Annotated in this window: 25 protein-coding genes; 14 read left to right on the top strand and 11 right to left on the bottom strand. The window is 59.0% G+C overall.

Going from position 1 to position 23,609, the window contains the following annotated elements:
* The first annotated feature begins 18 nt into the window (after positions 1-18).
* Positions 19-936: a 1,4-dihydroxy-2-naphthoate polyprenyltransferase gene (locus QY76_RS03390; protein WP_045425938.1), complete on the top strand. Its 918-nt coding sequence runs from the start codon at positions 19-21 to the stop codon at positions 934-936.
* 112 nt (positions 937-1,048) lie between these two features.
* Positions 1,049-1,534, top strand: coding sequence for a ribonuclease E activity regulator RraA (gene rraA / locus QY76_RS03385; protein WP_034164048.1), 486 nt, complete (start codon positions 1,049-1,051; stop codon positions 1,532-1,534).
* Between the two features lie 77 nt (positions 1,535-1,611).
* Here the strand turns inward: rraA and zapB are convergent, their stop codons facing one another.
* The gene (gene zapB, locus QY76_RS03380; protein WP_015462513.1) at positions 1,612-1,854 is read right to left on the bottom strand and encodes a cell division protein ZapB; all 243 of its coding nucleotides are present in this window, start codon (positions 1,852-1,854) and stop codon (positions 1,612-1,614) included.
* A 672-nt stretch (positions 1,855-2,526) separates the two neighbouring features.
* Between zapB and QY76_RS03375 the strand changes: the two genes are divergently transcribed.
* The 3 genes from QY76_RS03375 to glpX all read left to right on the top strand — a co-directional run bounded on the left by QY76_RS03375 (position 2,527) and on the right by glpX (position 6,124).
* The gene (locus QY76_RS03375; RefSeq protein WP_034164049.1) at positions 2,527-3,369 is read left to right on the top strand and encodes an MIP/aquaporin family protein; all 843 of its coding nucleotides are present in this window, start codon (positions 2,527-2,529) and stop codon (positions 3,367-3,369) included.
* Between the two features lie 75 nt (positions 3,370-3,444).
* Positions 3,445-4,953 (top strand): glycerol kinase GlpK, encoded by a 1,509-nt coding sequence (gene glpK / locus QY76_RS03370; RefSeq protein ID WP_034164051.1) that lies wholly within the window; start codon positions 3,445-3,447, stop codon positions 4,951-4,953.
* Between the two features lie 160 nt (positions 4,954-5,113).
* Complete coding sequence (gene glpX / locus QY76_RS03365; RefSeq protein WP_034164052.1) at positions 5,114-6,124, top strand: class II fructose-bisphosphatase; 1,011 nt, start codon at positions 5,114-5,116, stop codon at positions 6,122-6,124.
* Between the two features lie 72 nt (positions 6,125-6,196).
* On the opposite strand, the gene emrD is transcribed toward glpX, so the two are convergent.
* On the bottom strand, positions 6,197-7,381 hold the full coding sequence (gene emrD, locus QY76_RS03360) for a multidrug efflux MFS transporter EmrD (protein WP_045425934.1): 1,185 nt from the start codon (positions 7,379-7,381) through the stop codon (positions 6,197-6,199).
* Positions 7,382-7,686: 305 nt separating this feature from the next.
* On the opposite strand from emrD, the gene QY76_RS03355 reads away from it, so the two are divergent.
* Positions 7,687-8,307, top strand: coding sequence for a metalloregulator ArsR/SmtB family transcription factor (locus tag QY76_RS03355; protein WP_034164055.1), 621 nt, complete (start codon positions 7,687-7,689; stop codon positions 8,305-8,307).
* Positions 8,308-8,314: 7 nt separating this feature from the next.
* The gene (gene fpr / locus QY76_RS03350) at positions 8,315-9,061 is read left to right on the top strand and encodes a ferredoxin--NADP(+) reductase (protein WP_045425931.1); all 747 of its coding nucleotides are present in this window, start codon (positions 8,315-8,317) and stop codon (positions 9,059-9,061) included.
* 40 nt (positions 9,062-9,101) lie between these two features.
* On the opposite strand, the gene QY76_RS03345 is transcribed toward fpr, so the two are convergent.
* The gene (locus QY76_RS03345) at positions 9,102-9,533 is read right to left on the bottom strand and encodes a DUF805 domain-containing protein (protein WP_034164059.1); all 432 of its coding nucleotides are present in this window, start codon (positions 9,531-9,533) and stop codon (positions 9,102-9,104) included.
* Positions 9,534-9,694: 161 nt separating this feature from the next.
* On the opposite strand from QY76_RS03345, the gene QY76_RS03340 reads away from it, so the two are divergent.
* Entirely contained in the window at positions 9,695-10,324 is a 630-nt protein-coding gene (locus QY76_RS03340) for a DUF1454 family protein (protein WP_045425928.1), read from the top strand.
* A 125-nt stretch (positions 10,325-10,449) separates the two neighbouring features.
* Positions 10,450-11,214 carry a triose-phosphate isomerase gene (tpiA, locus tag QY76_RS03335; RefSeq protein WP_034164061.1) on the top strand — a complete coding sequence of 255 codons (765 nt, stop codon included), beginning with the start codon at positions 10,450-10,452 and terminating at the stop codon, positions 11,212-11,214.
* A 129-nt stretch (positions 11,215-11,343) separates the two neighbouring features.
* Here the strand turns inward: tpiA and pfkA are convergent, their stop codons facing one another.
* The 3 genes from pfkA to cpxP form a co-directional block, all read right to left on the bottom strand.
* Complete coding sequence (gene pfkA / locus QY76_RS03330; RefSeq protein ID WP_034164062.1) at positions 11,344-12,306, bottom strand: 6-phosphofructokinase; 963 nt, start codon at positions 12,304-12,306, stop codon at positions 11,344-11,346.
* A gap of 298 nt (positions 12,307-12,604) precedes the next feature.
* Positions 12,605-13,507, bottom strand: coding sequence for a CDF family cation-efflux transporter FieF (gene fieF, locus QY76_RS03325; protein WP_012850245.1), 903 nt, complete (start codon positions 13,505-13,507; stop codon positions 12,605-12,607).
* A 133-nt stretch (positions 13,508-13,640) separates the two neighbouring features.
* Positions 13,641-14,120: a cell-envelope stress modulator CpxP gene (gene cpxP / locus QY76_RS03320; protein WP_034164064.1), complete on the bottom strand. Its 480-nt coding sequence runs from the start codon at positions 14,118-14,120 to the stop codon at positions 13,641-13,643.
* 149 nt (positions 14,121-14,269) lie between these two features.
* On the opposite strand from cpxP, the gene cpxR reads away from it, so the two are divergent.
* Genes cpxR through trmL form a run of 3 tightly spaced genes read left to right on the top strand, consistent with a single transcriptional unit; the run spans position 14,270 to position 16,869 of the window.
* The gene (gene cpxR / locus QY76_RS03315; protein WP_012850247.1) at positions 14,270-14,968 is read left to right on the top strand and encodes an envelope stress response regulator transcription factor CpxR; all 699 of its coding nucleotides are present in this window, start codon (positions 14,270-14,272) and stop codon (positions 14,966-14,968) included.
* A complete protein-coding gene (gene cpxA / locus QY76_RS03310; protein ID WP_034164065.1) occupies positions 14,965-16,353 on the top strand; it encodes an envelope stress sensor histidine kinase CpxA in 1,389 nt (462 codons plus the stop codon). Before cpxR ends, cpxA begins: the two co-directional genes overlap by 4 nt.
* Before the next feature lie 42 nt (positions 16,354-16,395).
* Complete coding sequence (gene trmL, locus QY76_RS03305; protein ID WP_034164066.1) at positions 16,396-16,869, top strand: tRNA (uridine(34)/cytosine(34)/5-carboxymethylaminomethyluridine(34)-2'-O)-methyltransferase TrmL; 474 nt, start codon at positions 16,396-16,398, stop codon at positions 16,867-16,869.
* Between the two features lie 49 nt (positions 16,870-16,918).
* On the opposite strand, the gene cysE is transcribed toward trmL, so the two are convergent.
* The 5 genes from cysE to QY76_RS03280 form a co-directional block, all read right to left on the bottom strand.
* The gene (gene cysE / locus QY76_RS03300; protein WP_034164067.1) at positions 16,919-17,740 is read right to left on the bottom strand and encodes a serine O-acetyltransferase; all 822 of its coding nucleotides are present in this window, start codon (positions 17,738-17,740) and stop codon (positions 16,919-16,921) included.
* 289 nt (positions 17,741-18,029) lie between these two features.
* Positions 18,030-19,046 (bottom strand): NAD(P)H-dependent glycerol-3-phosphate dehydrogenase, encoded by a 1,017-nt coding sequence (gpsA, locus tag QY76_RS03295; RefSeq protein WP_034164069.1) that lies wholly within the window; start codon positions 19,044-19,046, stop codon positions 18,030-18,032.
* Positions 19,046-19,507 carry a protein-export chaperone SecB gene (gene secB, locus QY76_RS03290; RefSeq protein WP_034164070.1) on the bottom strand — a complete coding sequence of 154 codons (462 nt, stop codon included), beginning with the start codon at positions 19,505-19,507 and terminating at the stop codon, positions 19,046-19,048. The genes gpsA and secB overlap by 1 nt, the downstream gene beginning before the upstream one ends.
* Positions 19,508-19,563: 56 nt before the next feature.
* A complete protein-coding gene (gene grxC, locus QY76_RS03285; protein ID WP_034164071.1) occupies positions 19,564-19,812 on the bottom strand; it encodes a glutaredoxin 3 in 249 nt (82 codons plus the stop codon).
* Between the two features lie 24 nt (positions 19,813-19,836).
* Positions 19,837-20,268 carry a rhodanese-like domain-containing protein gene (locus QY76_RS03280; protein ID WP_015462555.1) on the bottom strand — a complete coding sequence of 144 codons (432 nt, stop codon included), beginning with the start codon at positions 20,266-20,268 and terminating at the stop codon, positions 19,837-19,839.
* Positions 20,269-20,653: 385 nt separating this feature from the next.
* Here QY76_RS03280 and gpmM point away from each other — a divergent pair, with 385 nt between their 5' ends.
* Complete coding sequence (gene gpmM / locus QY76_RS03275) at positions 20,654-22,198, top strand: 2,3-bisphosphoglycerate-independent phosphoglycerate mutase (protein WP_045425923.1); 1,545 nt, start codon at positions 20,654-20,656, stop codon at positions 22,196-22,198.
* Positions 22,199-22,207: 9 nt separating this feature from the next.
* The gene (gene envC, locus QY76_RS03270; RefSeq protein ID WP_034164074.1) at positions 22,208-23,560 is read left to right on the top strand and encodes a murein hydrolase activator EnvC; all 1,353 of its coding nucleotides are present in this window, start codon (positions 22,208-22,210) and stop codon (positions 23,558-23,560) included.
* Positions 23,561-23,609: the final 49 nt, after the last annotated feature.

Here is a 23,609-nt window from a genome sequence, read left to right as displayed (position 1 = left end):
AGTGACTGAAACCATATAATGACTTCATTAACCCCGATCAGCCGGCCTCGAGCCTGGCTGGAAAGCCTGCGTCTGCGTACGCTGCCGCTGGCGCTGGCGTCGATAGTGACCGGCTCGGCCATCGCCGCCTGGCAGCAAACCTTTAATCTCGGCATCGCTCTGCTCGCGCTGCTGACGGCGGCGCTGCTGCAGATCCTCTCCAATCTGGCCAACGACTACGGCGATGCCGTCAAGGGCAGCGATACCCCGGAGCGCATTGGGCCGCTGCGCGGTATGCAAAAAGGCGTGATCACCCAGGCGCAGATGAAGCGGGCCCTGATCATCACCGTGCTGCTGACCATCGTCTCCGGCAGCGCGCTGATCGCCGTCGCCTGCCAAAAACCTCAGGATATCATCGGGTTCTTGCTGCTCGGTCTGATGGCCATCATCGCCGCCATCACCTACACCGTCGGCACCCGCCCCTATGGATATATCGGTCTGGGCGATATTTCGGTGCTGATCTTCTTTGGCTGGCTGAGCGTTGCCGGCACCTATTATCTACAGGCGGGCTCCTTTAACAGCGTGGTGATGCTACCGGCAACGGCCTGCGGCCTGTTGGCGGCGGCGGTGCTGAATATCAATAACCTGCGAGATATCGAAAACGATGCCCGCAACGGCAAAAACACCCTGGCAGTACGCCTGGGGCCGCGCAACGCCCGCTACTATCACGTAGCCCTGCTGGGCGGCGCAGTGCTGTGTCTGGCGCTGTTTGCCCTGCTGGATCTGCATAGTCTGGCGGGCTGGCTGTTCGTACTGGCCGTTCCCATGCTGTACCGCCACGCCAGCTACGTCCTGCACCAGCGCTCGCCGGAGGCCATGCGCCCCATGCTGGAAAACATGGTGAAAAGCGCCCTGTTGACCAATCTGCTCTTCGCCATCGGCACCGTTCTGAGCTAATCCCCTCCGCAGCAGTATCACCCGCGTCGCGCGCGGGTGATACTGCTGCTTTTGCAAACAGCCGCATTAAAGGGATATACTGATAATCCCTGCGGCAACCGGACGTGGACCCATGAAATACGATACTTCCGAACTGTGCGACATTTACCATGAAGAGGTGAATGTTGTGGAACCGCTGTTCTCCAATTTTGGCGGGCGTTCCTCCTTTGGCGGCCAGATTACCACGGTCAAATGCTTTGAAGACAACGGCCTGCTCTACGATCTGCTGGAGGAGAATGGCCGGGGACGCGTTTTGGTCATCGACGGCGGCGGCTCGGTGCGTCGGGCGCTGGTTAACGCCGAACTGGGGCGTCTGGCGGTGCAAAATGAATGGGAGGGCATCGTGATCTATGGCGCGGTGCGTCAGGTTGATGACCTGGAGGAACTGGACATCGGCATTCAGGCCATGGCCGCCATTCCCGCCGGCGCCGACAGCGAAGGCATCGGAGAGAGCGATATCCGCGTCAACTTTGGCGGCGTCACCTTCTTCTCCGGCGATCATCTGTATGCCGATAACACCGGCATTATTCTGGCGGAAGAGCCGCTGGATATCGAATAAGAAGCGACACGCTTCCCGAGGGTCAAAAGGCGCTCATCGAGCGCCTTTTATTATAGTGAACCGTGCAACGACGGCAATCAGTTCACCTCATCCATTTTTCCCAGCAGCGCGCGCAGGCGCTCCTGCCATGCCCCCTGCTCATGCTTCAGCTGCTCATTTTCACGCAGCAGCCCTTCACGGTTGCTAGCGGCCTGCTGAACCTCTTGATTAAGCTGATTGTTTTTCTCTTTCAGCTCTTCGATTTCCATCTGCAACAGGGTAATGGTGTCAATCGCCTGCTGAACTTTCGCTTCCAGTTTCTCAAATACTTCAAATGACATGGTCTGTCCCCTTAATAGTAGCCAGGCGTACGTCTTGCCGTTATGCAGGCCGCCCTGCGGCGGCACACACATTCAAATTGGCGCCCTAACCGCGCAGGCCGTCAGGCCTACGCACGCAATCCATTTAGCCGTGCTCCCGTCACCGTATCCAGCGTCGATGCAGCGTCAAAGGCGCATTGTCAAAACGAAGGTCGCAGGGCGTAGCAGACCTCGGTTTACGACGACGCGCCGTCCGGCACGCGTCCCAGAGGGGCGGCGCCCTTTGACCCCTTGCCACGCTATTCACCCGGCGTCACGGGTCACAGCCTAGATTACCTCGATTGTATGTAGCCCACCTCTCACTGTCTAGGCCGCGTCCCAGTCTGTAACACATTCAGGCACAATCTCGTGCGCTTTACGCTGAAAAAGTCAGTTTAAAAAAAAGTTACAATCAAACATAAAAAGAACAATGCTCTACCAGAGTGATCCAAGTCAGTAGACAGATCACAAAACTTTTCAGGCATAAATCGCACAAAATAAGCGATATCAACCATTTTTTTGACGACACACACACATTTAAATTTCGCTATTTCTCGTTTTCGCTCGTTAACGATAAATTCACATCGCACCCGTAACCTGTTCCCTTCAGCGCCGGGCATTTATCTTCCACCTCTTCGTCGCAGGATTTCTTTTATGAGCCAGACCGCGAGTACGACATTAAAAGGACAGTGTATCGCCGAATTCCTGGGCACCGCCCTGCTGATCTTCTTCGGCTGTGGCTGCGTGGCCGCCCTGAAGCTGGCCGGAGCCACGCTGAGCCTATGGGAAATCAGCGTCATTTGGGGCTTGGGGGTCGCGTTGGCCATCTACCTGACGGCCGCCATCTCCGGCGCCCACCTCAACCCAGCGGTCACCATCGCCCTGTGGCTGTTCGCCTGCTTTGAGCGCCGCAAAGTGCTCCCCTACATCATCGCCCAGATCGCCGGCGCATTCTGTGCCGCCGCGCTGGTCTATGCTATGTACCACAATCTGTTCATCGACTATGAGCAAACCCATCATATGGTACGCGGCAGCGAAGAGAGCCTGACCCTGGCGGGGATCTTCTCCACCTACCCGAATCCGCACATCACCGTATGGCAGGCGCTGCTGGTTGAAACCGTCATCACCGCCATTCTGATGTGCCTGATTCTGGCGCTGACCGACGACGGTAACGGCATCCCGCGCGGGCCGCTGGCACCGCTGCTGATCGGTGTCCTGATCGCCGTCATCGGCGCGGCCATGGGGCCCCTGACCGGCTTTGCCCTTAACCCGGCCCGTGACTTCGGCCCGAAAGCCTTCGCCTGGATGGCCGGCTGGGGCGAGATCGCCTTCACCGGCGGGCGCAGCATTCCTTACTTCCTGGTTCCCATCGCCGGCCCGATTATCGGGGCCTGCCTGGGGGCCTTTGGCTACCGCGCGCTGATTGGCCGTCACCTACCCTGCGATGTCTGTATTGCAGAAGACGAGAAAAAGAGCAGCGAGAAATCCAAAGCTTGATAAGGTTTCCGGGGAGGATACTCCCCGGCATTTGAGCGAACTCCGTACACCGAATACCCAACCAGGACAACGATCATGACAACCGAACAAAAATATATTGTCGCTCTTGACCAGGGCACCACCAGCTCCCGCGCCGTGATCCTCGACCACGATGCCAATATCATCAGCGCCTCCCAGCGCGAGTTCGAACAGATTTACCCCAAGGCCGGCTGGGTGGAGCACGACCCGATGGAGATCTGGGCGACCCAGAGCTCTACCCTTACGGAGGCGATGGCCAAAGCCGATATCGAATCCGATCAGATTGCCGCCATCGGCATCACCAACCAGCGTGAAACCACCATCGTCTGGGAAAAAGAGACCGGTAAACCGATCTACAACGCCATCGTCTGGCAGTGCCGCCGTACCGCCGATATCTGTGAAAAGCTCAAGCGCGACGGACTGGAGGAGTACATCCGCCACAACACCGGCCTGGTGGTCGACCCCTACTTCTCCGGCACTAAGGTGAAGTGGATCCTCGACCATGTCGAAGGCGCCCGTGAACGCGCCCAGCGCGGTGAGCTGCTGTTCGGCACCGTCGATACCTGGCTGGTATGGAAGATGACCCAAGGGCGGGTACACGTCACCGACTACACCAACGCCTCCCGCACCATGCTGTTCAACATCCACACGCTAGACTGGGATGAGCGCATGCTGGAGGTCCTGGATATCCCGCGCGCGATGCTGCCGCAGGTGCGCGCCTCCTCCGAAATCTATGGAAAAACCAACATCGGCGGCAAGGGCGGAACCCGTATCCCTATCGCCGGTATCGCCGGTGACCAGCAGGCGGCGCTGTTTGGCCAGCTGTGTGTGCAGCCGGGGATGGCAAAGAACACCTACGGCACCGGCTGCTTCCTGCTGATGAACACCGGCAAAGAGGCGGTACCGTCACAGCACGGCCTGCTGACCACCATCGCCTGCGGCCCGCGCGGCGAGGTGAACTACGCGCTGGAGGGGGCGGTATTCATCGGCGGCGCCTCGATTCAGTGGCTGCGCGACGAGCTGAAGCTCATCAACGACGCGGCAGACTCCGAGTACTTTGCCACCAAGGTAAAAGACAGCAACGGCGTCTACGTGGTGCCGGCCTTTACCGGCCTGGGTGCCCCTTACTGGGACCCTTATGCCCGCGGTGCCATCTTTGGCCTGACCCGCGGTGTCAACAATAACCACATCATCCGCGCCACCCTGGAGTCCATCGCCTACCAAACCCGCGATGTGCTGGATGCCATGCAGGCCGACGCCAATACCCGCCTGCAGTCCCTGCGCGTCGACGGCGGCGCGGTGGCCAACAACTTCCTGATGCAGTTCCAGTCAGATATCCTCGGGACTCGGGTTGAACGCCCGGCGGTGCTGGAGGTCACGGCGCTCGGCGCGGCCTACCTGGCCGGCCTGGCCGTCGGCTACTGGAGCGATCTGGAGGAGCTGAGCAGCAAGGCCAGCATTGAGCGTGAGTTCCGCCCCGGCATTGAAACCGTCGAGCGCAACTATCGCTACAGCGGCTGGAAGAAAGCGGTGGCGCGCGCGCAGGCCTGGGAAGATCACGACTGATCACCGGTGATAGGCCGACGGCGGGGGCGAATGAATCGCCCCCTTTTTTATTTTTGGTCAAGGTTACGGCGTTTTTCCAACGCAAACGTTTCACTGCGCCTGTGCTAGAATCGCCCCCCGTCATCTTATTGCTTATTTATCTCATCACTGCAGGACCATCATGAAACGTGAATTAGCCATCGAGTTCTCCCGCGTCACCGAAGCCGCGGCACTGGCCGGATATAAGTGGTTAGGGCGCGGCGACAAAAATGCGGCGGACGGCGCCGCGGTCAACGCCATGCGCATCATGCTCAATCAGGTCGATATCGACGGGGAGATCGTCATCGGCGAAGGGGAGATCGACGAGGCGCCGATGCTGTACATCGGTGAGCGCGTCGGCAGCGGCCAGGGCGATCAGGTCGACATCGCCGTCGACCCGATTGAGGGAACCCGCATGACCGCCATGGGGCAGGCCAACGCGCTGGCGGTGATGGCCGTCGGCGATAAAGGCACCTTCCTGCATGCGCCGGATATGTATATGGAGAAGCTGGTCGTCGGCCCTCAGGCCAAAGGCTGCGTCGATCTCAATCTGCCGCTGGAGACCAACCTGCGCAACATTGCCGACCGCCTGGGCAAGCCGCTGTCCCATCTGACGGTGATCACCCTGGCCAAGCCGCGTCATGACGCTAACATCGCCGCGATGCAGGCGTTGGGCGTACGCGTTTTTGCCATTCCCGACGGCGACGTCGCGGCCTCGATCCTGACCTGCATGCCGGAAAGCGAAGTGGATGTCATGTATGGCATCGGCGGCGCGCCTGAGGGGGTTGTCTCCGCCGCGGTGATCCGCGCGCTGGACGGCGACATGCAGGGCCGCCTGCTGGCCCGCCACCAGGTGAAAGGCGATACGCCGGAAAACCGCCGCCTGGGCGAACAGGAGCTACAGCGCTGTGAGCAGATGGGGATCTGCGCCGGTGAGGTGCTGACCCTCGGCGATATGGCGCGCAACGATAACGTGATCTTCTCCGCTACCGGGATCACCAAGGGTGACCTGCTGGAGGGCATCTATCGTAAGGGTAACGTCGCCACCACCGAAACCCTGCTGATCCGCGGTAAGTCCCGCACCATTCGCCGCATCCGGTCGACCCACTATCTGGAGCGTAAAGACGCCCAGATCCGCGATATCATTCTGTAACGGCGCGGGCGGCCAACGTAAAACGGCGTGCCCTTCGGTACGCCGCTGTGTATCAGTCCGACATCCTGCGTATTACATGATCTGTCCCTGCTGACGCACCTTGTGCGCAATCGGCAGCCAGCACAGCAAAATCATTACTGCCATCGCACTCATCAGCATCCCCAGGCTAAACTGCCCGTTCTGCGGTAGCAGGGCGGAAAACCAGGCCATCGCGCCAGATCCGACGTTCTGCAGTCCCCCCACCAGCGCGCCGGCGGCCCCGGCCAACAGCGGAAACGGCTCCATGGCACCGGTCGTCGCCAGCGGAAACAACATGCCGGCGCCAAAAAAGAACAGCGCCGCCGGTACGATCAGCGTCCAGATATTGATGATGCCAAACCAGCTCGGCATCCACATCAGCACCCCAGCCAACAGGCAGCTCAGCACCGCATGCCACATCAGGGTAGCGAAGGGTTTACCCGGACGCCCAGCGTACCACGCGCCAAAGAACGCCGCCGGGATCGGCAGAATAAACAGAATACTGACCACAATACCGCTTAAGTGCAGCACGCCGCCCAGCAGAACGCCGGAGCAGGCCTCAAACACCGCGACCCCCGCCAGTCCTCCGATCAGCATCACCAGATAGCAGACGAAGCTGCCGCACCCCAGCAGCTGACGGTAGCTGCTGAACAGGTTGCTGTGACCCGCCGCGGCCGGTCGGGTCTCCGGCAGCCAGCGGAACATGCTATAGGCCACCCCGGCGCACAGCAGCAGCAGGAACGCATAGCAGGCGCGCCAGCTGATAAAGGCGTCCAGCAGGCCACCGATCACCGGCGCCAGCAGCGGGCTGACCAGAATCCCCATGTTCAGCAGGCTATTGGCGTAACGCAACGCGGTACCGTTGTACAGATCGCGCGGCATGGTGCGGGCCATCACCCCGGCGACGCCGGTACCCATCCCCTGTAGCGCCGCCGCTATCACCAGCAGGTGCAGACTGGGCGCCAGCAGCGCCAGCAGCGCGCCCAGCATAAAAATGCCCATCCCGGCCAGGATCACCGGCCGACGGCCGATGCGATCGGAGAGCGGACCATAGATCAACTGCGAGGCACCATAGGTCAGCAAATATGCCGCCATCACGCTTTGTATCGCGCCGCTGCGCACGCCCAGATCGCGTCCCATATCCGGGATTGAGGGAACATAAATCGTCTGTGCCATCTGACCGACGGCAACCAACAGGATCAACATGACCAACAGGTGAAAATTTTCTAGCTTTCTCATTATGTTACGTTTACCAACGCATTATTAACCAGAATTATAAACCATTACTTGGCCATATGTGTAGAATCAATGACCATATTCTGGCGCATAATCTAACAGATAAAGCTAAAAAATATTCAACCACTCGCTCTTTACCCTGATTTTTGTTGTCAGATGTTATCGCCGCAGGCGTAAAGTAAATGTGACAACTCGGCAGCTATTCTGCGACCAATTTAAAATAAAGAGCATTTATCATTTAACGATGTTTTATAAGTTATTAAACTGAATCGTTCATTAATGTCTCGCTTACCACAAGGATCTGTGCCATGAAGACACCTGAATTGATTCTGCTTCAGCTAAAAAGCCTAGGACCACAGTCGGCAAAAATGCTGGCCGAACGCATTGCCATTACCACTATGGGCGTGCGTCAGCATTTACAGCAGCTTGAGCAGCGCGAGCTGGTGTGCTACGAAGAGTCCCGCACCAAGGTGGGGCGCCCCACTCGCTTCTGGTCGCTGACCAATAAAGGCCATGCCCAATTCCCCGATCGCCACCGCGATCTGTCGCGCACGCTGCTGGAAGGGACGCAAAAGCTGTTCGGCAGCCAGGGCGTTGAGCAGCTGATCGAGATCCGCGAGGATGCCCTGTATGCCCGCTACGTCAGCGAGCTGGCGCAACATCCTGAAGGTGAGGCTCGCTTTCTGGCACTGGCGCGCCTGCGCCAGGACGATGGCTATATGGCAGAGGTCGAATTCGAAAATAATGCGGTGGTACTGATTGAAAACCACTGTCCGATTGGCGTCGCCGCCAATACCTGCGGTAAGCTGTGTCACTCCGAGCTGCGGCTGCTCAACCGCCTGCTGGGCTCGAAGTATCACGTTGAGCGCGTGGAGCACATCATCAGTGACTCACGCCGCTGCGCCTACCGCATAACATCCCGGGAGTGATTCACGTATGGCCGAATGGGTAACGGGCACCATCACACAGGTTCAGCACTGGACCGATAAACTGTTCAGTATTCAGTTGCAGGCGCCCATCAAGCCGTTTCAGGCCGGGCAATTTGGCAAGCTGGGGATGGATATCGGCGGCGAACGCGTTCAGCGCGCCTACTCCTTCGTCAATCCGCCAAGCAGCGACACGCTAGAGTTTTATCTGGTCACGGTACCGGACGGACTGCTCAGCCCGCGCCTGGCGGCGCTACAGCCGGGCGATACCCTGCTGGTCAGCGATGAAGCCAACGGCTTTTTTGTGCTGGATGAGGTTCCGGACTGCGGGACGCTGTGGATGCTGGCCACCGGCACCGCGCTCGGGCCCTATCTGTCCATGCTGGAAGAGGGCCACGACCTGACCCGCTTTGACCATCTGGTGCTGGTACACGCCGTCCGCCACGCCGCCGATCTCAGCTACCTGCCGCAGATGCAGCATCTGGCGCAGCGCTACGGCGGTAAGCTGTGCATCCAGGCCGTCGTCAGCCGCGAGGCGGCGCCCGGAGCCCTGCAGGGGCGTATCCCCGATCTGATCGCCAGCGGCGCGCTGGAGGCTGCCGTTGGCCTGCCGATCAGCGCAGAGGAGAGCCACGTCATGCTGTGTGGGAACCCTCAGATGGTACGAGATACGCAGCAGCTGCTGAAAGAGACCCGCGCGATGCGCAAGCATCTGCGCCGCAAACCGGGCCAGATCACCAGCGAACACTACTGGTGATACGTCTGACGCCGGGACTTTCCGGCGTCGTCCCTCCGGCTTACGCTCCGATGCGGCGCCAGTTCAGCGCCGGCGGCGGAGGTCCATAGCGGTTATCGCCCGCCGAACCAACGAAGACACCGCAGTCCAGCAGCAGCATGACGTAGATCAGCAGCGGCAAAAATCGCCCCAGCGCCCATGTCCACAGCCCGCCCAGGATCTCCCAGTTCCCGGCGGCCAGTATCCACGCCACCACCGCCAGCAGCGCCCACCACCCCGACTTATTGCGATCGTGCAGACGCTTGACCCATACCGCAGCCGTGGGCCACAGCGAGAGAACCAATAGAAACGCCGCGGCCTGTAACGGGATCAGCGCCGCACCGGCCAGAGAGAACAGCGCCAGCAGCAGCAGCGCCCAGACGCCCATCCAAATCCAGAATGCCTGACGGCCCAGGCGGCCGCGCAGAGAAAAACACCACTGTTGTAGGCCCATCACTCATCCTTTTGTCGTTCGGTTCAGTCAACAGAGCGGCGCAGTGTACCCGATCCCGGCGCCGCATCGCGGAATTTTTACGCACCTTTTTGACAACCGGCGTCAGAAAACGCTTTAATCATCTTTCGGATCGCCATCCCGCTGTATACCGGATCAGAATCATGTCACGGATCACGCTATTATCCCTGTTCTTGCTGGCCTATCAGCCGGCCGTCTATGCCGCACCGCCGCAGACCACCGGAGAGGCGCCTCAGCCCGCACCCTATCTGCGCCCCGGCGCACCGACGTTCGATCTCACCTTGGTCAACTTCCGCGCTCACTATAATCAGGCTTTTCCATCGCTGCCGCTGGAAGAGTACCGCGCCATCAGCGTCAGAGATGAAAATCTGCCGCTGACCCGGGCCGCGACGCGCATCAATGCCGCCGTTTACTCCTCAGTTGTTCTGGAGAAAGGTACCGGCAAAATCAAGAGTCTGCAGATAACTTATCTCCCCCGCGAGGACGGGGAGCGGGGCAAAGGGAAACGGGGCGCCCGCAACGGCGCTGAAACGCCCGATCGCCAGCTGGCTATCCGCTACATGGCCGCCCTGATGCAAAGCTTCTCCCCGACCCTCTCCCCGCAGCAGAGCCTAGAGAAAGCCGCAGAGCTCCTGAGCCGCGGCCGCAGCCAGCCCTATTACAGCCAGCAGGATGGTTCTTTACGCTATGTGGTATCTGATAGCGGTGAAAAAGGCATTACTTTCGCTGTTGAACCGATTAAGCTTTCACTATCAGAGGGTGCTGGATCCTGAGGTCCCTAGCCATTTGATGATGGAAAACAAAGTGTCTGACGCCCAAGATTTTTATACTGTCAGACCGAATATGCCGACAAGGCGAGTTGATTTCGATTATGTGTTTCCCAATTGGAGGAAAGAAAATGCGTCAACCATTAGTTATGGGTAACTGGAAACTGAACGGTAGCCGCCACATGGTTCATGAACTGGTTGCCGCCCTGCGCGGTGAACTGAGCGACGTTGCAAACTGCGATGTCGCCATCGCCCCGCCGGCAGTCTATCTGGATATGGCCGCCCACGAACTGGCCGGTAGCCGTATCGCCCTCGGTGCCCAGGACGTCGGTATCAATGCCTCCGGCGCATTCACCGGAGAAATCTCCGCAGCGATGCTGAAAGACATCGGTGCCAAATACATCATCATTGGTCACTCAGAGCGCCGTACCTACCACAAAGAAGGCGACGCGTTCATCGCAGAAAAATTTGCCGCGCTGAAAGAAGCCGGTCTGATCCCGGTACTGTGCATCGGTGAGACGGAAGCCGAAAACGAAGCCGGAAAAACGGAAGAGGTCTGCGCCCGCCAGCTGGATGCCGTACTGAAAACCATGGGTGCCCAGGTGTTTAAAGGCACCGTTATCGCCTATGAACCGGTATGGGCCATCGGCACCGGCAAATCTGCCACGCCGGAACAGGCTCAGGCGGTACACAAATTTATCCGCGATCACGTTGCCAAGCACGACGCTGAAGCCGCACAGGACGTCATCATCCAGTACGGCGGCTCTGTCAACGCAGCCAATGCGGCCGATCTGTTCAAGCAGCCGGATATCGACGGTGCGCTGGTCGGCGGGGCCTCACTGAAGGCCGACGCGTTCGCCACCATCGTGCGCGCTGCCGCCGCCGCTAAAGCCTAAAGCGCCGCTCTGTCAGCGCCGAATGCAACGGCTCCCGATGGGAGCCGTTTTTTTTGGCAGCGTCCGCGCACCGTTCATAAAAAAGCCCCGCACGCGGGGCCCTGTGAGGCAGAGGCGCTACAAGCGCCGTTAGAACAGTATCTTGGCAGTATCCAGCCAATCGCCCTTAAACGGACGCTTCATATTTTCAACCGCATCGATGATGTCGTGATGCACCAGCTTTTCGTTCTGGATCCCCACGCAGCGGCCGCCGTATCCCTGCAGCAGCAGCTCAATGGAGTAGGCTCCCATGCGGGACGCAAGGATACGGTCATAGGCCACCGGCGCACCGCCGCGCTGGATATGTCCCAGTACGGTCGAGCGAGTTTCGCGGCCGGTCTCCTGTTCGATAAACTTGGCCAGCTCATCCACATCACAGATATGCTCGGTGATGGCAACGATAGCGTGCTTCTTGCCTTTAGTGATGCCGGCCTGAATCTCTTCGACCAGCTCTTCGCGCTTGAATTCCACCTCCGGCAGCACGATATATTCGCAGCCGCCGGCGATCGCCGCCGCCAGCGTCAGGTCGCCACAGTAGCGCCCCATCACCTCGACGATGGAGATACGCTGGTGTGAAGAGGAGGTATCGCGCAGACGGTCAATGGCCTCCACAACAGTTTCCAGCGCCGTAAAATACCCGATGGTGTAATCGGTGCCGGCCACATCGTTATCGATAGTTCCCGGCAGGCCAATACAGGGGAATCCCATCTCGGTCAGGCGCTTAGCCCCCAGATAAGAACCGTCGCCGCCGATCACCACCAGCGCATCCAAGCCAAACTCACGCATATTCTCTACGGCCTTTTCACGCACTTTCTCGTCGCGAAACTCCGGGAAGCGGGCTGAGCCAAGGAAAGTGCCGCCGCGGTTGATCACGTCGGAAACGCTATAGCGATCCAGTTGTTCAATGCGTCCTTCATACAGACCGAGGTAGCCATCATGGATGCCGTAAACGTCTAACCCTTTGGATAAGGCCGCACGCACGACGCCGCGGATGGCCGCGTTCATGCCCGGCGCATCACCGCCACTGGTCAAAACACCGATTTTTTTGATCATGACTACCTCTGAGCTTGTGGATACTATTTCTTAGGAATGGCTTGGCGCGTACAACCCTGGCCCCGGCCGTCGGGAATGGCGACGGCCTACGCGACACCCCACGCTTGCCCATCGCCAGCGCCGCTGGCCGTGGACTCCGCCTGCTGGTACAGAAAATGAACACTCAATTTAATTACTGTGTAATATTATAGCAAAGTAATCAAGCTGAATTGATTCAGGTCAGCCCACTACATGGTAAATATTTTACTGCGCGAAAAAAATAGCCGCGCTGTAACCCGGCTCACAAACTGGTATTTTTTTAGCTCTCCCACAGCCCTTTTTGTTCAGCGGGAACCACCGAGGTAGGATCCTGATGAATAATCACGTCCGCGGCGGGGAAGTGCTGCAGGAGATCGTGCTCAACGCCGTCGGCGATAGCATGAGCATCTACCAACGGCAGCGTATCGTCCATCTCTAGATGTAACTGAATAAAACGGGTTGGGCCGGACTGGCGGGTACGCAGATCGTGTACGCCCAGGACGCCGCGGTGCTCGCGGACAATACGGACGATCAGATGCCGCTCCTCGGGGCTCAGAGCCCGATCGAGCAGGGACTGCACCGCATCGTACCCCATACGCAGGGCGCTGTAGAGGATATAGACCCCGATCCCCAGCGCGAACAGCGCGTCAGCCCTGGCCACACCGTACCAGCTCAATCCCAGAGAGACCAGAATGGCCCCGTTCATCAACACGTCGGACTGGTAATGCAGCATGTCGGCGCGCACCGCTTGACTCTGGGTCCTACGTACCACCCAGCGTTGAAAGGTCACCAGCGCCAGGGTACACACCAGCGCAAACGCCGTAACCCAAATCCCGGCGCCGGGATCGTTCATCGGCTCCGGCTTGAGCAGGTGCTGGAAACCGGTCAGGAACAGGAACAGCGCGGAACCACAGATGAACATACTCTGTGCCAGCGCGGCCAGCGACTCGGCCTTGCCGTGGCCAAAGGTATGATCCTTATCCGCCGGCTGCAGGGCGTAGCGGATCACCAGCAGATTGGTCAACGAGGCCGCGATATCGACCAGCGAGTCCACCAGCGACGCCAGCAGGCTGACCGACCCGGTATGCCACCAGGCTAAAATTTTCAAAATCAGCAAGATAGTGGCTGTCGCCGTCGCGCTAAGCGCGGCCACCTTCACCAATCGAGCATATTGCTGATGCATAGTTCACCCAAAGGTTGTTTAATCAGCCGCCCAGTATAGCGAATTACAGACAAAAAAAAGCCCCGCCATCATGGCGGGGAAGACAGGGATGGTGTCTATGGCAAGGAAAAACAGGGTGCTACTCGGTCGTACACTACTTCTGGGCAGAAGTATTCTGCATGTACGCTATCTGCTGCTGCCAACCGGCAATTTTCTGCTGATAGCGTGCGTTTAACTGGGACTTCTGATCCGGCGTGAGGAGGTTAAACATCATATTGCGTATCCGGGCCATTTCGACCTGGCGGATCACGCTCTCCTGCGCCATCTTCTCAGCCAGGGCTTTCACCGCGGCCTCATCAAAATTTTCTGTCGTCACCAGGCGATGCATGGCTTCGATATCATGCAGCTTTATGCTCGAAAAACCGTGACGCGTCGTCTGCATTAAATCCCGCATCTGCTGACGCTGTCGTTCAGTAAGGTTCACACCATCAAACATGTAGTTATGATCCATACTCTGTTGCATCATATCGTTACCCTGATGCCAGCGACATACCGGTTCACCTTCATCGGCGTATACAGCGACGGAGGTCATCATAAACAGGACGGCCATGGTCAGGGTTGCAGTTTTATGCATCTCTCACTCCTAAGTACCGGCCCGCTCATTGAATCGATGTATGTAGTCTACCCATACAGCTGAAAACATGCGTCAGGGGATGTAAAACTAAGTAAAGTCATGGATTAGCGGCATTTGATATCGTATTTTGCGTCAGGAGGTAACACCCAATGAATAAGATATTACTGGTTGATGACGATCGCGAACTGACGTCGCTTCTGCAAGAGCTTCTTGATCTTGAAGGATTTGAAGTCATCGTCGCTCACGATGGTGAGCAAGCATTGGCGATGCTGGACGCCAGCATCGATCTGCTGCTGCTGGATGTCATGATGCCGAAGAAAAACGGTATCGATACCCTCAAAGAGCTGCGTCAACACCACCAGACGCCGGTTATTATGCTCACCGCCCGCGGCAGCGAGCTCGACAGGGTGCTGGGGCTGGAGTTGGGCGCAGACGACTACCTGCCGAAACCCTTTAATGACCGCGAACTGGTTGCCCGTATTCGGGCTATCCTGCGCCGCTCTAACTGGAATGAACAACAGCAAAACAGCGATAGCGGTGCGCCGATCCTACAGGTCGATCGCCTGCAGCTGAATCCCGGCCGCCAAGAGGCCAGCTTTGACGGCCAGCCCCTGGAACTCACCGGCACCGAATTTACTCTGCTGTACCTGCTGGCACAGCATCTGGGGCAGGTTGTATCGCGCGAACATCTTAGCCAGGAGGTCTTGGGTAAACGTCTGACCCCCTTCGATCGCGCCATCGACATGCATATCTCTAACCTCCGCCGCAAACTGCCGGAGCGCCAGGATGGCCAGCCGTGGTTTAAAACGCTGCGCGGGCGCGGCTATCTGATGGTATCCGTTTCATGATCAATAGCCTGACGGCGCGTATTTTTGCCATTTTTTGGCTGACGCTGGCGCTGGTACTGATGGTGGTACTGATGCTGCCCAAGCTCGACTCACGCCAGATAACCAGTCTTCTGGACAGTGAGCGACGCCAGGGCGTCATGCTGGAGCAGCACGTAGAAGCCGAGCTGGCCGTCGACCCCCCAAACGATCTGCTGTGGTGGCGGCGCCTGTTCCGCGCCATCGATAAATGGTCTCCGCCGGGGCAGCGCCTGCTGCTGGTGACCAGTGAAGGACGGGTGATCGGGGCCCAGCGCAACGAGATGCAGATCGTGCGTAACTTTATCGGCCAGTCCGACAATGCCGATCACCCCAAGAAGAAAAAATATGGGCGCCTGGAGATCCTGGGCCCCTTTCCGATCCGCGACGGCGAGGACAACTACCAGCTGTATCTGATCCGTCCCGCTAACAGCCCGCAGTCCGACTTTGTAAACCTGCTGTTCGATCGTCCGCTGCTGCTGTTGCTCGTCACCATGCTGATCAGCTCACCGCTGCTGCTGTGGCTGGCGTGGAGTCTGGCCAGCCCGGCGCGTAAGCTGAAAATGGCGGCGGATGAGGTCGCCAGCGGGAGCCTGCGTCAGCACCCTGAGCTGGAGTCCGGGCCACAGGAGTTTTTGGCCACCGGGGTCAGCTTCAACCAGATGGTCAGCGCCCTTGAGGGGATGGTGAAGGCGCAGCAGCGTCTGATCTCCGATATCTCTCACGAGCTGCGTACACCGTTGACCCGGCTACAGCTGGCCACGGCCCTGATGCGCCGGCGCCACGGCGAGTACAGCGAGCTGGCGCGTATTGAAACCGAGGCTCTGCGCCTGGACAGCATGATCAACGATCTGCTGGCGCTGTCGCGCAACCAGCACAAAACCGAGCTGGAGCGGGAGCCCCTGCGAGCGGATGAGCTGTGGTCTGACGTATTGGATAACGCCAGCTTCGAAGCCGAACAGCGCGGCAAAAAGCTGGAGGTCACCGCCCCTCCCGGCCCATGGCCGCTATTCGGCAGCCACTCGGCGCTGGACAGCGCGTTCGAAAATATCGTACGCAACGCCCTGCGCTACTCCAACCACCATATCGCGATCCACTTCAGCTGTGATGGACTCGGGATCACCATCCACGTAGACGATGACGGTCCGGGCGTCGCTCCCCAGGATCGTGAGCAGATCTTCCGCCCGTTCTATCGTACCGATGAGGCGCGCGATCGCGAGTCCGGCGGCACCGGGCTGGGGCTAGCGATCGTCTCTACGGTGGTTGAACAGCACCATGGCTGGGTGCGGGCCGAGGACAGCCCGCTGGGCGGTCTGCGCCTGACGCTGTGGCTACCGCTCTCCACGCGCAGCAGCGCGGGCAAAGCCTGACGCGCTGCGCTATACTGCGCCCCCTGACATCTGGGGGCGCAAATGCTGAATATCGTACTCTTCGAACCTGAAATTCCACCCAACACCGGTAACATCATCCGACTGTGTGCCAATACCGGCTTTCACCTGCACCTGATAGAGCCCCTGGGCTTTACCTGGGACGATAAGCGCCTGCGCCGCGCCGGGCTGGACTACCATGAGTTCGCCAGCATTCGCCGTCACCATAACTATTCGGCCTTCCTCGGCGGTGAAAAACCGACGCGGCTGTTCGCTCTAACGACCAAGGGAACCCCGGCCCACAGCGAGGTGACCTATCGCGACGGCGACTACCTGCTCTTTGGCCCGGAGACCCGCGGCCTGCCGGCCACGATCCTAGACAGCCTGCCGGCAGCGCAGAAAATCCGCATCCCCATGCTGGCCAGTAGCCGCAGCATGAACCTGTCTAACGCGGTTTCCGTCGTCGTGTATGAGGCGTGGCGCCAGCTGGGCTATCCCGGCGCCCTGCGGCGTCAATAACGCGCGAGGGACGTCATAGACGTCCCTCTCACGGTACAATCGACCTCGGTTAAATACCGCTGCCGTCCGCAAAGTCATGGCTGCTGCCGTTAAAGCGCTGATCCATGTCCATGGATGGCTTATCGCTCTCCGGACGGCCGACGATCCGCGCCGGAACGCCCGCCACCGTCGTATGGTCGGGTACCGGGTGCAGCACCACGGACCCTGCGCCGATCTTGGCACCGCGTCCCACCTCGATATTACCCAGAATTTTAGCACCCGCACCGATCATCACCCCTTCACGGATCTTAGGATGACGATCGCCGCACTCTTTCCCGGTACCGCCCAGCGTCACTGACTGCAGGATCGAGACATCATTCTCCACGACCGCCGTTTCACCGATAACAATCCCGGTGGCATGATCGAGCATGATCCCGCAGCCAATGCGCGCTGCCGGATGAATATCGACGCCAAAGGCCACCGAGATCTGATTCTGCAGATAAATAGCCAGTGCTCGCCGCTCCTGGCGCCATAGCCAGTGTCCAATACGATAGGCCTGCAGCGCATGAAACCCTTTGAGGTACAGCAGCGGCGTCGAATACTTATCTACCGCCGGATCGCGCTGGCGAACCGCCAGGATATCGCGCGCGGCATACTCCACCATGCTGGGATCGGCGCGATAGGCCTCTTCGGCCACTTCACGGATCGCGATAGCCGGCATAATCGGATCAGCTAATTTATTAGCCAAAATATAGCTCAAGGCACCGGACAGGTTTTCATGCTTCAGCAAGGTGGCATGGAAAAAACTGGCCAGCATCGGCTCGCACTCCGCCAGTCCCCGAGCCTCTGTTTTAATATTTTGCCAGATGATTTCCAATTCTTCTGTCGACATGATATTGCTCCCATCCTCGTAGTAGGCGGCGGCCGATGCGAATAACAGATCCTCTGCGCTCCCTCCGTCACGTCAGACGCACAGGCCTGTCGCCGCCGAAATAGCGACGCTGCCGGGAGAGTCACCCAGCCGGGGTAAAGAGAGAATGGAGAAAATCTGACGATAAATGATGTAATTAATCAGACGCGGTGGCGCCCGGTCAAGGGGAGAGTGATGATTATCCCGAGAGACTCACACCCTGAGAGGAAAGAGCGGGTATCCGCCGGCCCGGCAGATACCCGCCAACGTATCACCGGGCATTTTCATCCCGGCTGGCGCGCCCCAGCAACGAGAGCGCCGCCTCACGAACATCCTTATGGCGATACAACACCTGATAGATCTGCTCGGTGATCGGCATCTCCACGCCATAGCGCTGCGCCAGCGACATCACTTCTTTGGTGTTGCGGTAACCCTCGACTACCTGACCTATCTGCGTCTGGGCCTCATCGACGCCCATCCCCTGCCCCAGCATGATGCCAAAGCGGCGGTTGCGCGACTGATTGTCGGTACAGGTCAACACCAGATCACCCAGGCCGGCCATCCCCATAAAGGTCGCCGGATCGGCGCCAAGAGCAACCCCTAACCGACTCATTTCAGCAAGACCGCGGGTGATCAGGGCCGTACGGGCATTGGCGCCAAAGCCGATGCCATCCGACATACCGGCACCGATAGCGATAACGTTTTTGACCGCACCGCCCAGCTGTACGCCGATGAAGTCCGGGTTACGATAGACGCGGAAGCTCTTGCCGCAGTGCAGCAGCTGCTGTAGCGCCTCGGCAAACGCCGCGTCCTGAGAGGCCACGGCGATCGCCGTCGGCAACCCCGCCGCCAGCTCTTTGGCAAAGGTCGGCCCGGAGATCACCGCCAGCGGAATATCCGGCCCCAGCGCCTCACGCGCCACGTCCTGCAATAAACGCCCGGTTTCCGCCTCCAGCCCCTTGGTTGCCCACACCAGACGCGCATCCGGCCTCAGGTGGGGACGCAACTGACGCAATACGTCACCAAACACGTGGCTCGGCACGACCACGAGGACATCGCGGCTGGCTGACAGCGCACGGGACAAATCCGTCTCCAGCGACAGCGTGTCAGGGAAACGGACGTCCGGCAAAAAGGCTTGATTGCAGCGTGCAGCCTCCAGCGCCGCGATGTGCGCTGGATCGTGCCCCCACAGCACCACCGGGTGCCCGTTACGGGCCAGCGTAATGGCCAATGCGGTGCCGTAAGAACCGGCACCGATAACGGCCATGGAAGCGACAGGCGTTGTCATTACGCTTCCTGAGTCGGCTCTTCGCCGGCCTGCTGCTGCAGATAGCTCATGAACAGCGCGTCAAAGTTAACCGGTGCCAGGTTCAGCTGCGGGAAGGTGCCGCGGGCCACCAGGTTAGTGATGCATTCGCGGGCGTATGGGAACAGGATATTCGGGCAGTAGGCGCCCAGGCAGTGAGCCATCTGGGTACCTTCGATGCCGGCGATGGTAAAGATACCCGCCTGCTGGACTTCACACAGAAACGCCGTTTCGTCACCCATGGTCGCGGTAACCGTCACGCGCAGAACCACTTCAAACACCCCATCAGCCAGCTGGTTGGAGGCCGTATCCAAATCCAGTTTCACCTCCGGCTGCCACTCTTTCTGGAAAACGGCCGGTGCGTTCGGCGCTTCAAAGGAGATGTCCTTCGTGTAGATACGCTGGATCTGGAAGGACATTTCAGTGTTATTTTGTTCAGACATGGTTGGTTCCTAATCTTTAGGTAATGGGGTAATCCCTATCAAACATCAATGCCGGTTTACAGCAGCGGGTCAAGTTCACCGCGGGCATCCAGCGCGTGCAGGTCATCACAGCCACCAATATGACGCCCGTCGATAAAAATCTGCGGTACGGTAGTACGGCCGCTACGCGCGATCATCTCCTCGCGCTTTTCCGAGTTTGCATCGATAGCGATCTCGTCAAACCCGGCGCCCTTGGCCGTCAGCAGCGCCTTGGCGCGCAGGCAAAATGGGCAGGTCGCTTTGGTATAAATTTCAACGTTGGCCATGATGACTCCTCAGTCAATATCTGCTTATTTACCGCGGGCTAAGGGCAGATTATCACCCTGCCAGCCGGCGATACCGTCTTTCAGAGAATATACCTGCGCAAACCCGGCGTTAACCAAATGCTCGCCGGACTGACGGGAGGTCATACCGTTAGCACACACGACGATCACCGGCTGTGACTTATGCTTATCTAGCTCACCAAGGCTACCGCTCTTCAGCTCGCTCGGCGTCAGGTTTACGGCGTTGGCGATATGCCCTTTGCGGTACTCTTCACGCGTCCGGGTATCGACGACAACGGCGTCTTCTTTATTGATCAGATGGGTCGCCTGGCCGCGACTCACCTCTTTCACTTTAGAGAAACGGCTTTTAAGGGTCATGACGACAACCGCCACAAACAGCACAATCCACGCCACGCTCAGCACGGGGTGGGCAGTGACGAATTGCATAATCTCTTGCATTTGCATGGGGGGTTACTACTCCCGATCGGTTAAGGGCTAAATCAAAGGATCAGAGTATACCTTTGCCTCGCTCCAAATACAGCCGATTACCGAGCGCCGGGCGCTGAAACTGCGGCCTGGCACGAAAATTTACCCCGGGCCATCGCCTCACCCGCGTCGGGACGGGACACAAAAGGGCTTCCCTTGATCTTTCTGCAGCCAATCCGCCATGGATTGTAGTAAAATTACGCTAATTCACGACAGAATAGCCGTGTATATTGGGTTGTGTCCCGCCTCTTTCCGCACTGCGCCTGCCGCTCGCGCCGACTGGACAGCGCTGGCGTAGTCCACACCGCGTGTGCACGGCTATTCATTCTTGAACTTATCAACATATGAGGTTGTTGCAATGTCGAACGCCAAAAAACCGATGGTTCTGGTGATCCTTGACGGCTATGGTTACCGTGAAGATCAGCAGGACAACGCAATTCTCAACGCTAAGCGTCCGGTGATGAACCGCCTGTGGGCTGAATATCCGCATACGCTGATCTCCGCATCCGGTCTGGATGTCGGCCTGCCGGATGGTCAGATGGGCAACTCCGAAGTCGGTCATGTCAACCTGGGCGCCGGGCGCATCGTATACCAGGATCTGACCCGTCTGGACAAAGAGATCAAAGAGGGCGACTTCTACAGCAATGCCGCGCTGACCCACGCCGTGGATGATGCCGTTGCCGCCGGTAAGGCAGTACACATCATGGGCCTGATGTCCCCTGGCGGAGTACACAGCCACGAAGACCATATCCTGGCGATGGTAGATCTGGCAGCCCAGCGCGGCGCAGAGGCCATCTATCTGCACGCTTTCCTCGATGGTCGCGACACCCCGCCGCGTAGTGCGGAATCAACACTGAAACGATTCACTGACCATTTCGCCGAGCTCGGCAAAGGGCGCATCGCCTCGCTGATCGGCCGTTACTACGCCATGGATCGCGACAACCGTTGGGATCGTGTCGAGCTGGCCTACGATCTGTTGACCGACGCCAAGGGTGAATTCCACGCCGATAATGCCATCGATGGGCTGCAGGCTGCTTATGCCCGCGGTGAAAATGACGAGTTTGTTAAGCCGACCGTCATCCGCGCCGCAGGCCAGGCCGACGCCGCAATGCAGGATGGCGACGCGCTGATTTTCATGAACTTCCGCGCCGACCGCGCACGTCAGATCACCCGCGCCTTCGTGAACGCTGACTTCGACGGCTTCACCCGCCGCAAAACCGTTAAGCTGGGCAGCTTTGTCATGCTGACCGAGTATGCCGCCGACATCAAGACCGAATGCGCCTACCCGCCGGCCTCGCTGAGCAATACCCTGGGTGAGTGGCTGATGAAGCACAATAAAACCCAGCTGCGCATCTCCGAAACCGAAAAATACGCGCACGTCACCTTCTTCTATAACGGCGGCGTAGAAGATCCATTCAACGGTGAAGATCGCATCCTGATCAACTCACCGAAAGTGGCGACCTACGATCTGCAGCCGGAGATGAGTTCAGCCGAGCTGACCGAAAAGCTGCTCTCCGCCATCAGCAGCGGCAAGTATGACACTATCATCTGTAACTATCCGAACGGCGACATGGTTGGCCACACCGGCGTTTACGATGCGGCGATCAAAGCCGTCGAGGCGCTGGACGCCTGTATTGGCCAGGTAGTTGACGCCGTGCAGAAAGCCGACGGTCAGCTGCTGATTACCGCCGACCACGGCAACGCGGAGCTGATGCGCGATCAGGAAAGCGGCCAGCCGTATACGGCGCACACCAACCTGCCGGTACCGCTGATCTACATCGGCAAGCAGGCTAGCGCTGTCGAGGGCGGGAAACTATCCGACATCGCCCCGACCATGCTGACCCTGATGGGGATGGATGTCCCGCAAGAGATGACTGGCAAGCCGCTGTTCATCGTGAAATAATCGATCCCCATGAGGGGAAAAGATCTGTTTCACATGCCCAGCGCAGGCTCAGCGTCATCCGTCGGAAGTACCCCGTGCGCCGCTCCAGCGGCGCACGCGTTCCGCGGCGCCTCGCCCCTGCTGCCCATCTTCTGTGCCGGCGCACTGTTCGCCGGCATCAGCCTTTTCCCCTGCGCCGCATTCAGCGCAGACAGCAACAAACAGCAGCTACAGTCCATCCAGCAGGACATTGCTGAAAAAGAGAAGAGCGTCAAACAGCAGCAGCAGCAGCGCGCATCCCTGCAAGATCAGCTCAAAGCCCAAGAAAAACAAATAGCCCAGGCTGGCAGAGCCCTGCACGATACCCAGGCTGAACTCACCCAGCTTGAGCAGCAGGTCACCGCGCTCAGCACCTCTATCCGCAAACTGCAAAGCAAAGAGAATGGACAGAGTAAGCTATTAGCACAGCAGCTGGATATGGCGTTTCGTCTCGGCCGCCACACTGGGATGCAGGTCCTGCTCAACGGTGAAGAGAGCCAGCGCAGTGAGCGGTTGCTGTCCTATTTCGGCTATCTGAACATCGCCCGGCAGCAGAATATCGCCGCGCTGCAGGAGACCCGCACCGACCTCAGCCAGCAAAAGCGTGAGCTGGAAAGCGCTAAGACCAAGCAAAAAGAGGTTCTGGCTACTCAGCAACAGGCTCAGCAGCTGCTGCAACAGGCGCGCGCCAACCGCCAAAAAACGCTGACGGCGCTGGAGAGCTCTTTGGCCAAAGATCAGCAGCAGCTCGGTGAGCTGCGCCAGAATGAAACTCGCCTGCGCGACAAGATAGCCCGCGCCGAACGAGAGGCCCGTGCCCGAGCCGAACGCGAAGCACGTGAAGCCGCCCGCGTTCGGGCCGAAATGAAAGCAAAAGAAGCCCAGGCCAAGAAAAAAGGCACCACCTATAAACCCAGCGAAAACGAGCGGGCGCTGCTGGCCAGAACAGGCGGCCTGGGACGCCCGGCTGGTCAGGCGATCTGGCCGGTACGGGGACGCACTATCCATGGCTTTGGTGAGCCGTTGCAGGGTGAACTGCGCTGGAAAGGCATGGTCATTGCCGCGCCGGAAGGCAGCGAAGTCCGCGCCATCGCCGACGGCCGCGTATTGCTGGCCGACTGGCTCCAGGGGTATGGGCTGGTGGTTGTCGTTGAACACGGCAAGGGCGACATGAGCCTGTATGGCTATAACCAGAGCGCCTTGGTTAACGTCGGCGCGCAGGTCAAAGCCGGGCAGCCGATTGCGCTGGTCGGTGACAGCGGCGGTCAGGGGCAGTCGGCCCTGTACTTCGAAATTCGTCGTCAGGGGCAGGCGGTGAACCCGCGGCCGTGGCTGGGGCGCTAACGCTGGCATTCATCGCTTCGCCATTACGCTGGTACAGAGAGAAGGAATA

The sequence above is a fragment of the Edwardsiella sp. EA181011 genome, assembly GCF_000800725.1.
GTDB lineage: Bacteria > Pseudomonadota > Gammaproteobacteria > Enterobacterales > Enterobacteriaceae > Edwardsiella > Edwardsiella anguillarum.
This window is presented reverse-complemented; position numbering and strand designations above follow the sequence as displayed.

Excerpts from the sequence above, each read along its gene's own strand:
- pfkA (WP_034164062.1), bottom strand. The coding sequence starts at position 12,306 with ATGATCAAAAAAATCGGTGTTTTGACCAGTGGCGGTGATGCGCCGGGC.
- emrD (WP_045425934.1), bottom strand. The coding sequence starts at position 7,381 with ATGAGAAAGCTAGAAAATTTTCACCTGTTGGTCATGTTGATCCTGTTG.
- envC (WP_034164074.1), top strand. The coding sequence starts at position 22,208 with ATGAGGGGAAAAGATCTGTTTCACATGCCCAGCGCAGGCTCAGCGTCA.
- grxC (WP_034164071.1), bottom strand. The coding sequence starts at position 19,812 with ATGGCCAACGTTGAAATTTATACCAAAGCGACCTGCCCATTTTGCCTG.
- glpK (WP_034164051.1), top strand. The coding sequence starts at position 3,445 with ATGACAACCGAACAAAAATATATTGTCGCTCTTGACCAGGGCACCACC.
- gpsA (WP_034164069.1), bottom strand. The coding sequence starts at position 19,046 with ATGACAACGCCTGTCGCTTCCATGGCCGTTATCGGTGCCGGTTCTTAC.
- cpxA (WP_034164065.1), top strand. The coding sequence starts at position 14,965 with ATGATCAATAGCCTGACGGCGCGTATTTTTGCCATTTTTTGGCTGACG.
- trmL (WP_034164066.1), top strand. The coding sequence starts at position 16,396 with ATGCTGAATATCGTACTCTTCGAACCTGAAATTCCACCCAACACCGGT.
- cysE (WP_034164067.1), bottom strand. The coding sequence starts at position 17,740 with ATGTCGACAGAAGAATTGGAAATCATCTGGCAAAATATTAAAACAGAG.
- QY76_RS03390 (WP_045425938.1), top strand. The coding sequence starts at position 19 with ATGACTTCATTAACCCCGATCAGCCGGCCTCGAGCCTGGCTGGAAAGC.
- secB (WP_034164070.1), bottom strand. The coding sequence starts at position 19,507 with ATGTCTGAACAAAATAACACTGAAATGTCCTTCCAGATCCAGCGTATC.
- QY76_RS03355 (WP_034164055.1), top strand. The coding sequence starts at position 7,687 with ATGAAGACACCTGAATTGATTCTGCTTCAGCTAAAAAGCCTAGGACCA.
- QY76_RS03375 (WP_034164049.1), top strand. The coding sequence starts at position 2,527 with ATGAGCCAGACCGCGAGTACGACATTAAAAGGACAGTGTATCGCCGAA.
- glpX (WP_034164052.1), top strand. The coding sequence starts at position 5,114 with ATGAAACGTGAATTAGCCATCGAGTTCTCCCGCGTCACCGAAGCCGCG.
- tpiA (WP_034164061.1), top strand. The coding sequence starts at position 10,450 with ATGCGTCAACCATTAGTTATGGGTAACTGGAAACTGAACGGTAGCCGC.
- fpr (WP_045425931.1), top strand. The coding sequence starts at position 8,315 with ATGGCCGAATGGGTAACGGGCACCATCACACAGGTTCAGCACTGGACC.
- QY76_RS03345 (WP_034164059.1), bottom strand. The coding sequence starts at position 9,533 with ATGGGCCTACAACAGTGGTGTTTTTCTCTGCGCGGCCGCCTGGGCCGT.
- fieF (WP_012850245.1), bottom strand. The coding sequence starts at position 13,507 with ATGCATCAGCAATATGCTCGATTGGTGAAGGTGGCCGCGCTTAGCGCG.
- cpxR (WP_012850247.1), top strand. The coding sequence starts at position 14,270 with ATGAATAAGATATTACTGGTTGATGACGATCGCGAACTGACGTCGCTT.
- rraA (WP_034164048.1), top strand. The coding sequence starts at position 1,049 with ATGAAATACGATACTTCCGAACTGTGCGACATTTACCATGAAGAGGTG.
- QY76_RS03340 (WP_045425928.1), top strand. The coding sequence starts at position 9,695 with ATGTCACGGATCACGCTATTATCCCTGTTCTTGCTGGCCTATCAGCCG.
- zapB (WP_015462513.1), bottom strand. The coding sequence starts at position 1,854 with ATGTCATTTGAAGTATTTGAGAAACTGGAAGCGAAAGTTCAGCAGGCG.
- cpxP (WP_034164064.1), bottom strand. The coding sequence starts at position 14,120 with ATGCATAAAACTGCAACCCTGACCATGGCCGTCCTGTTTATGATGACC.
- gpmM (WP_045425923.1), top strand. The coding sequence starts at position 20,654 with ATGTCGAACGCCAAAAAACCGATGGTTCTGGTGATCCTTGACGGCTAT.
- QY76_RS03280 (WP_015462555.1), bottom strand. The coding sequence starts at position 20,268 with ATGCAAGAGATTATGCAATTCGTCACTGCCCACCCCGTGCTGAGCGTG.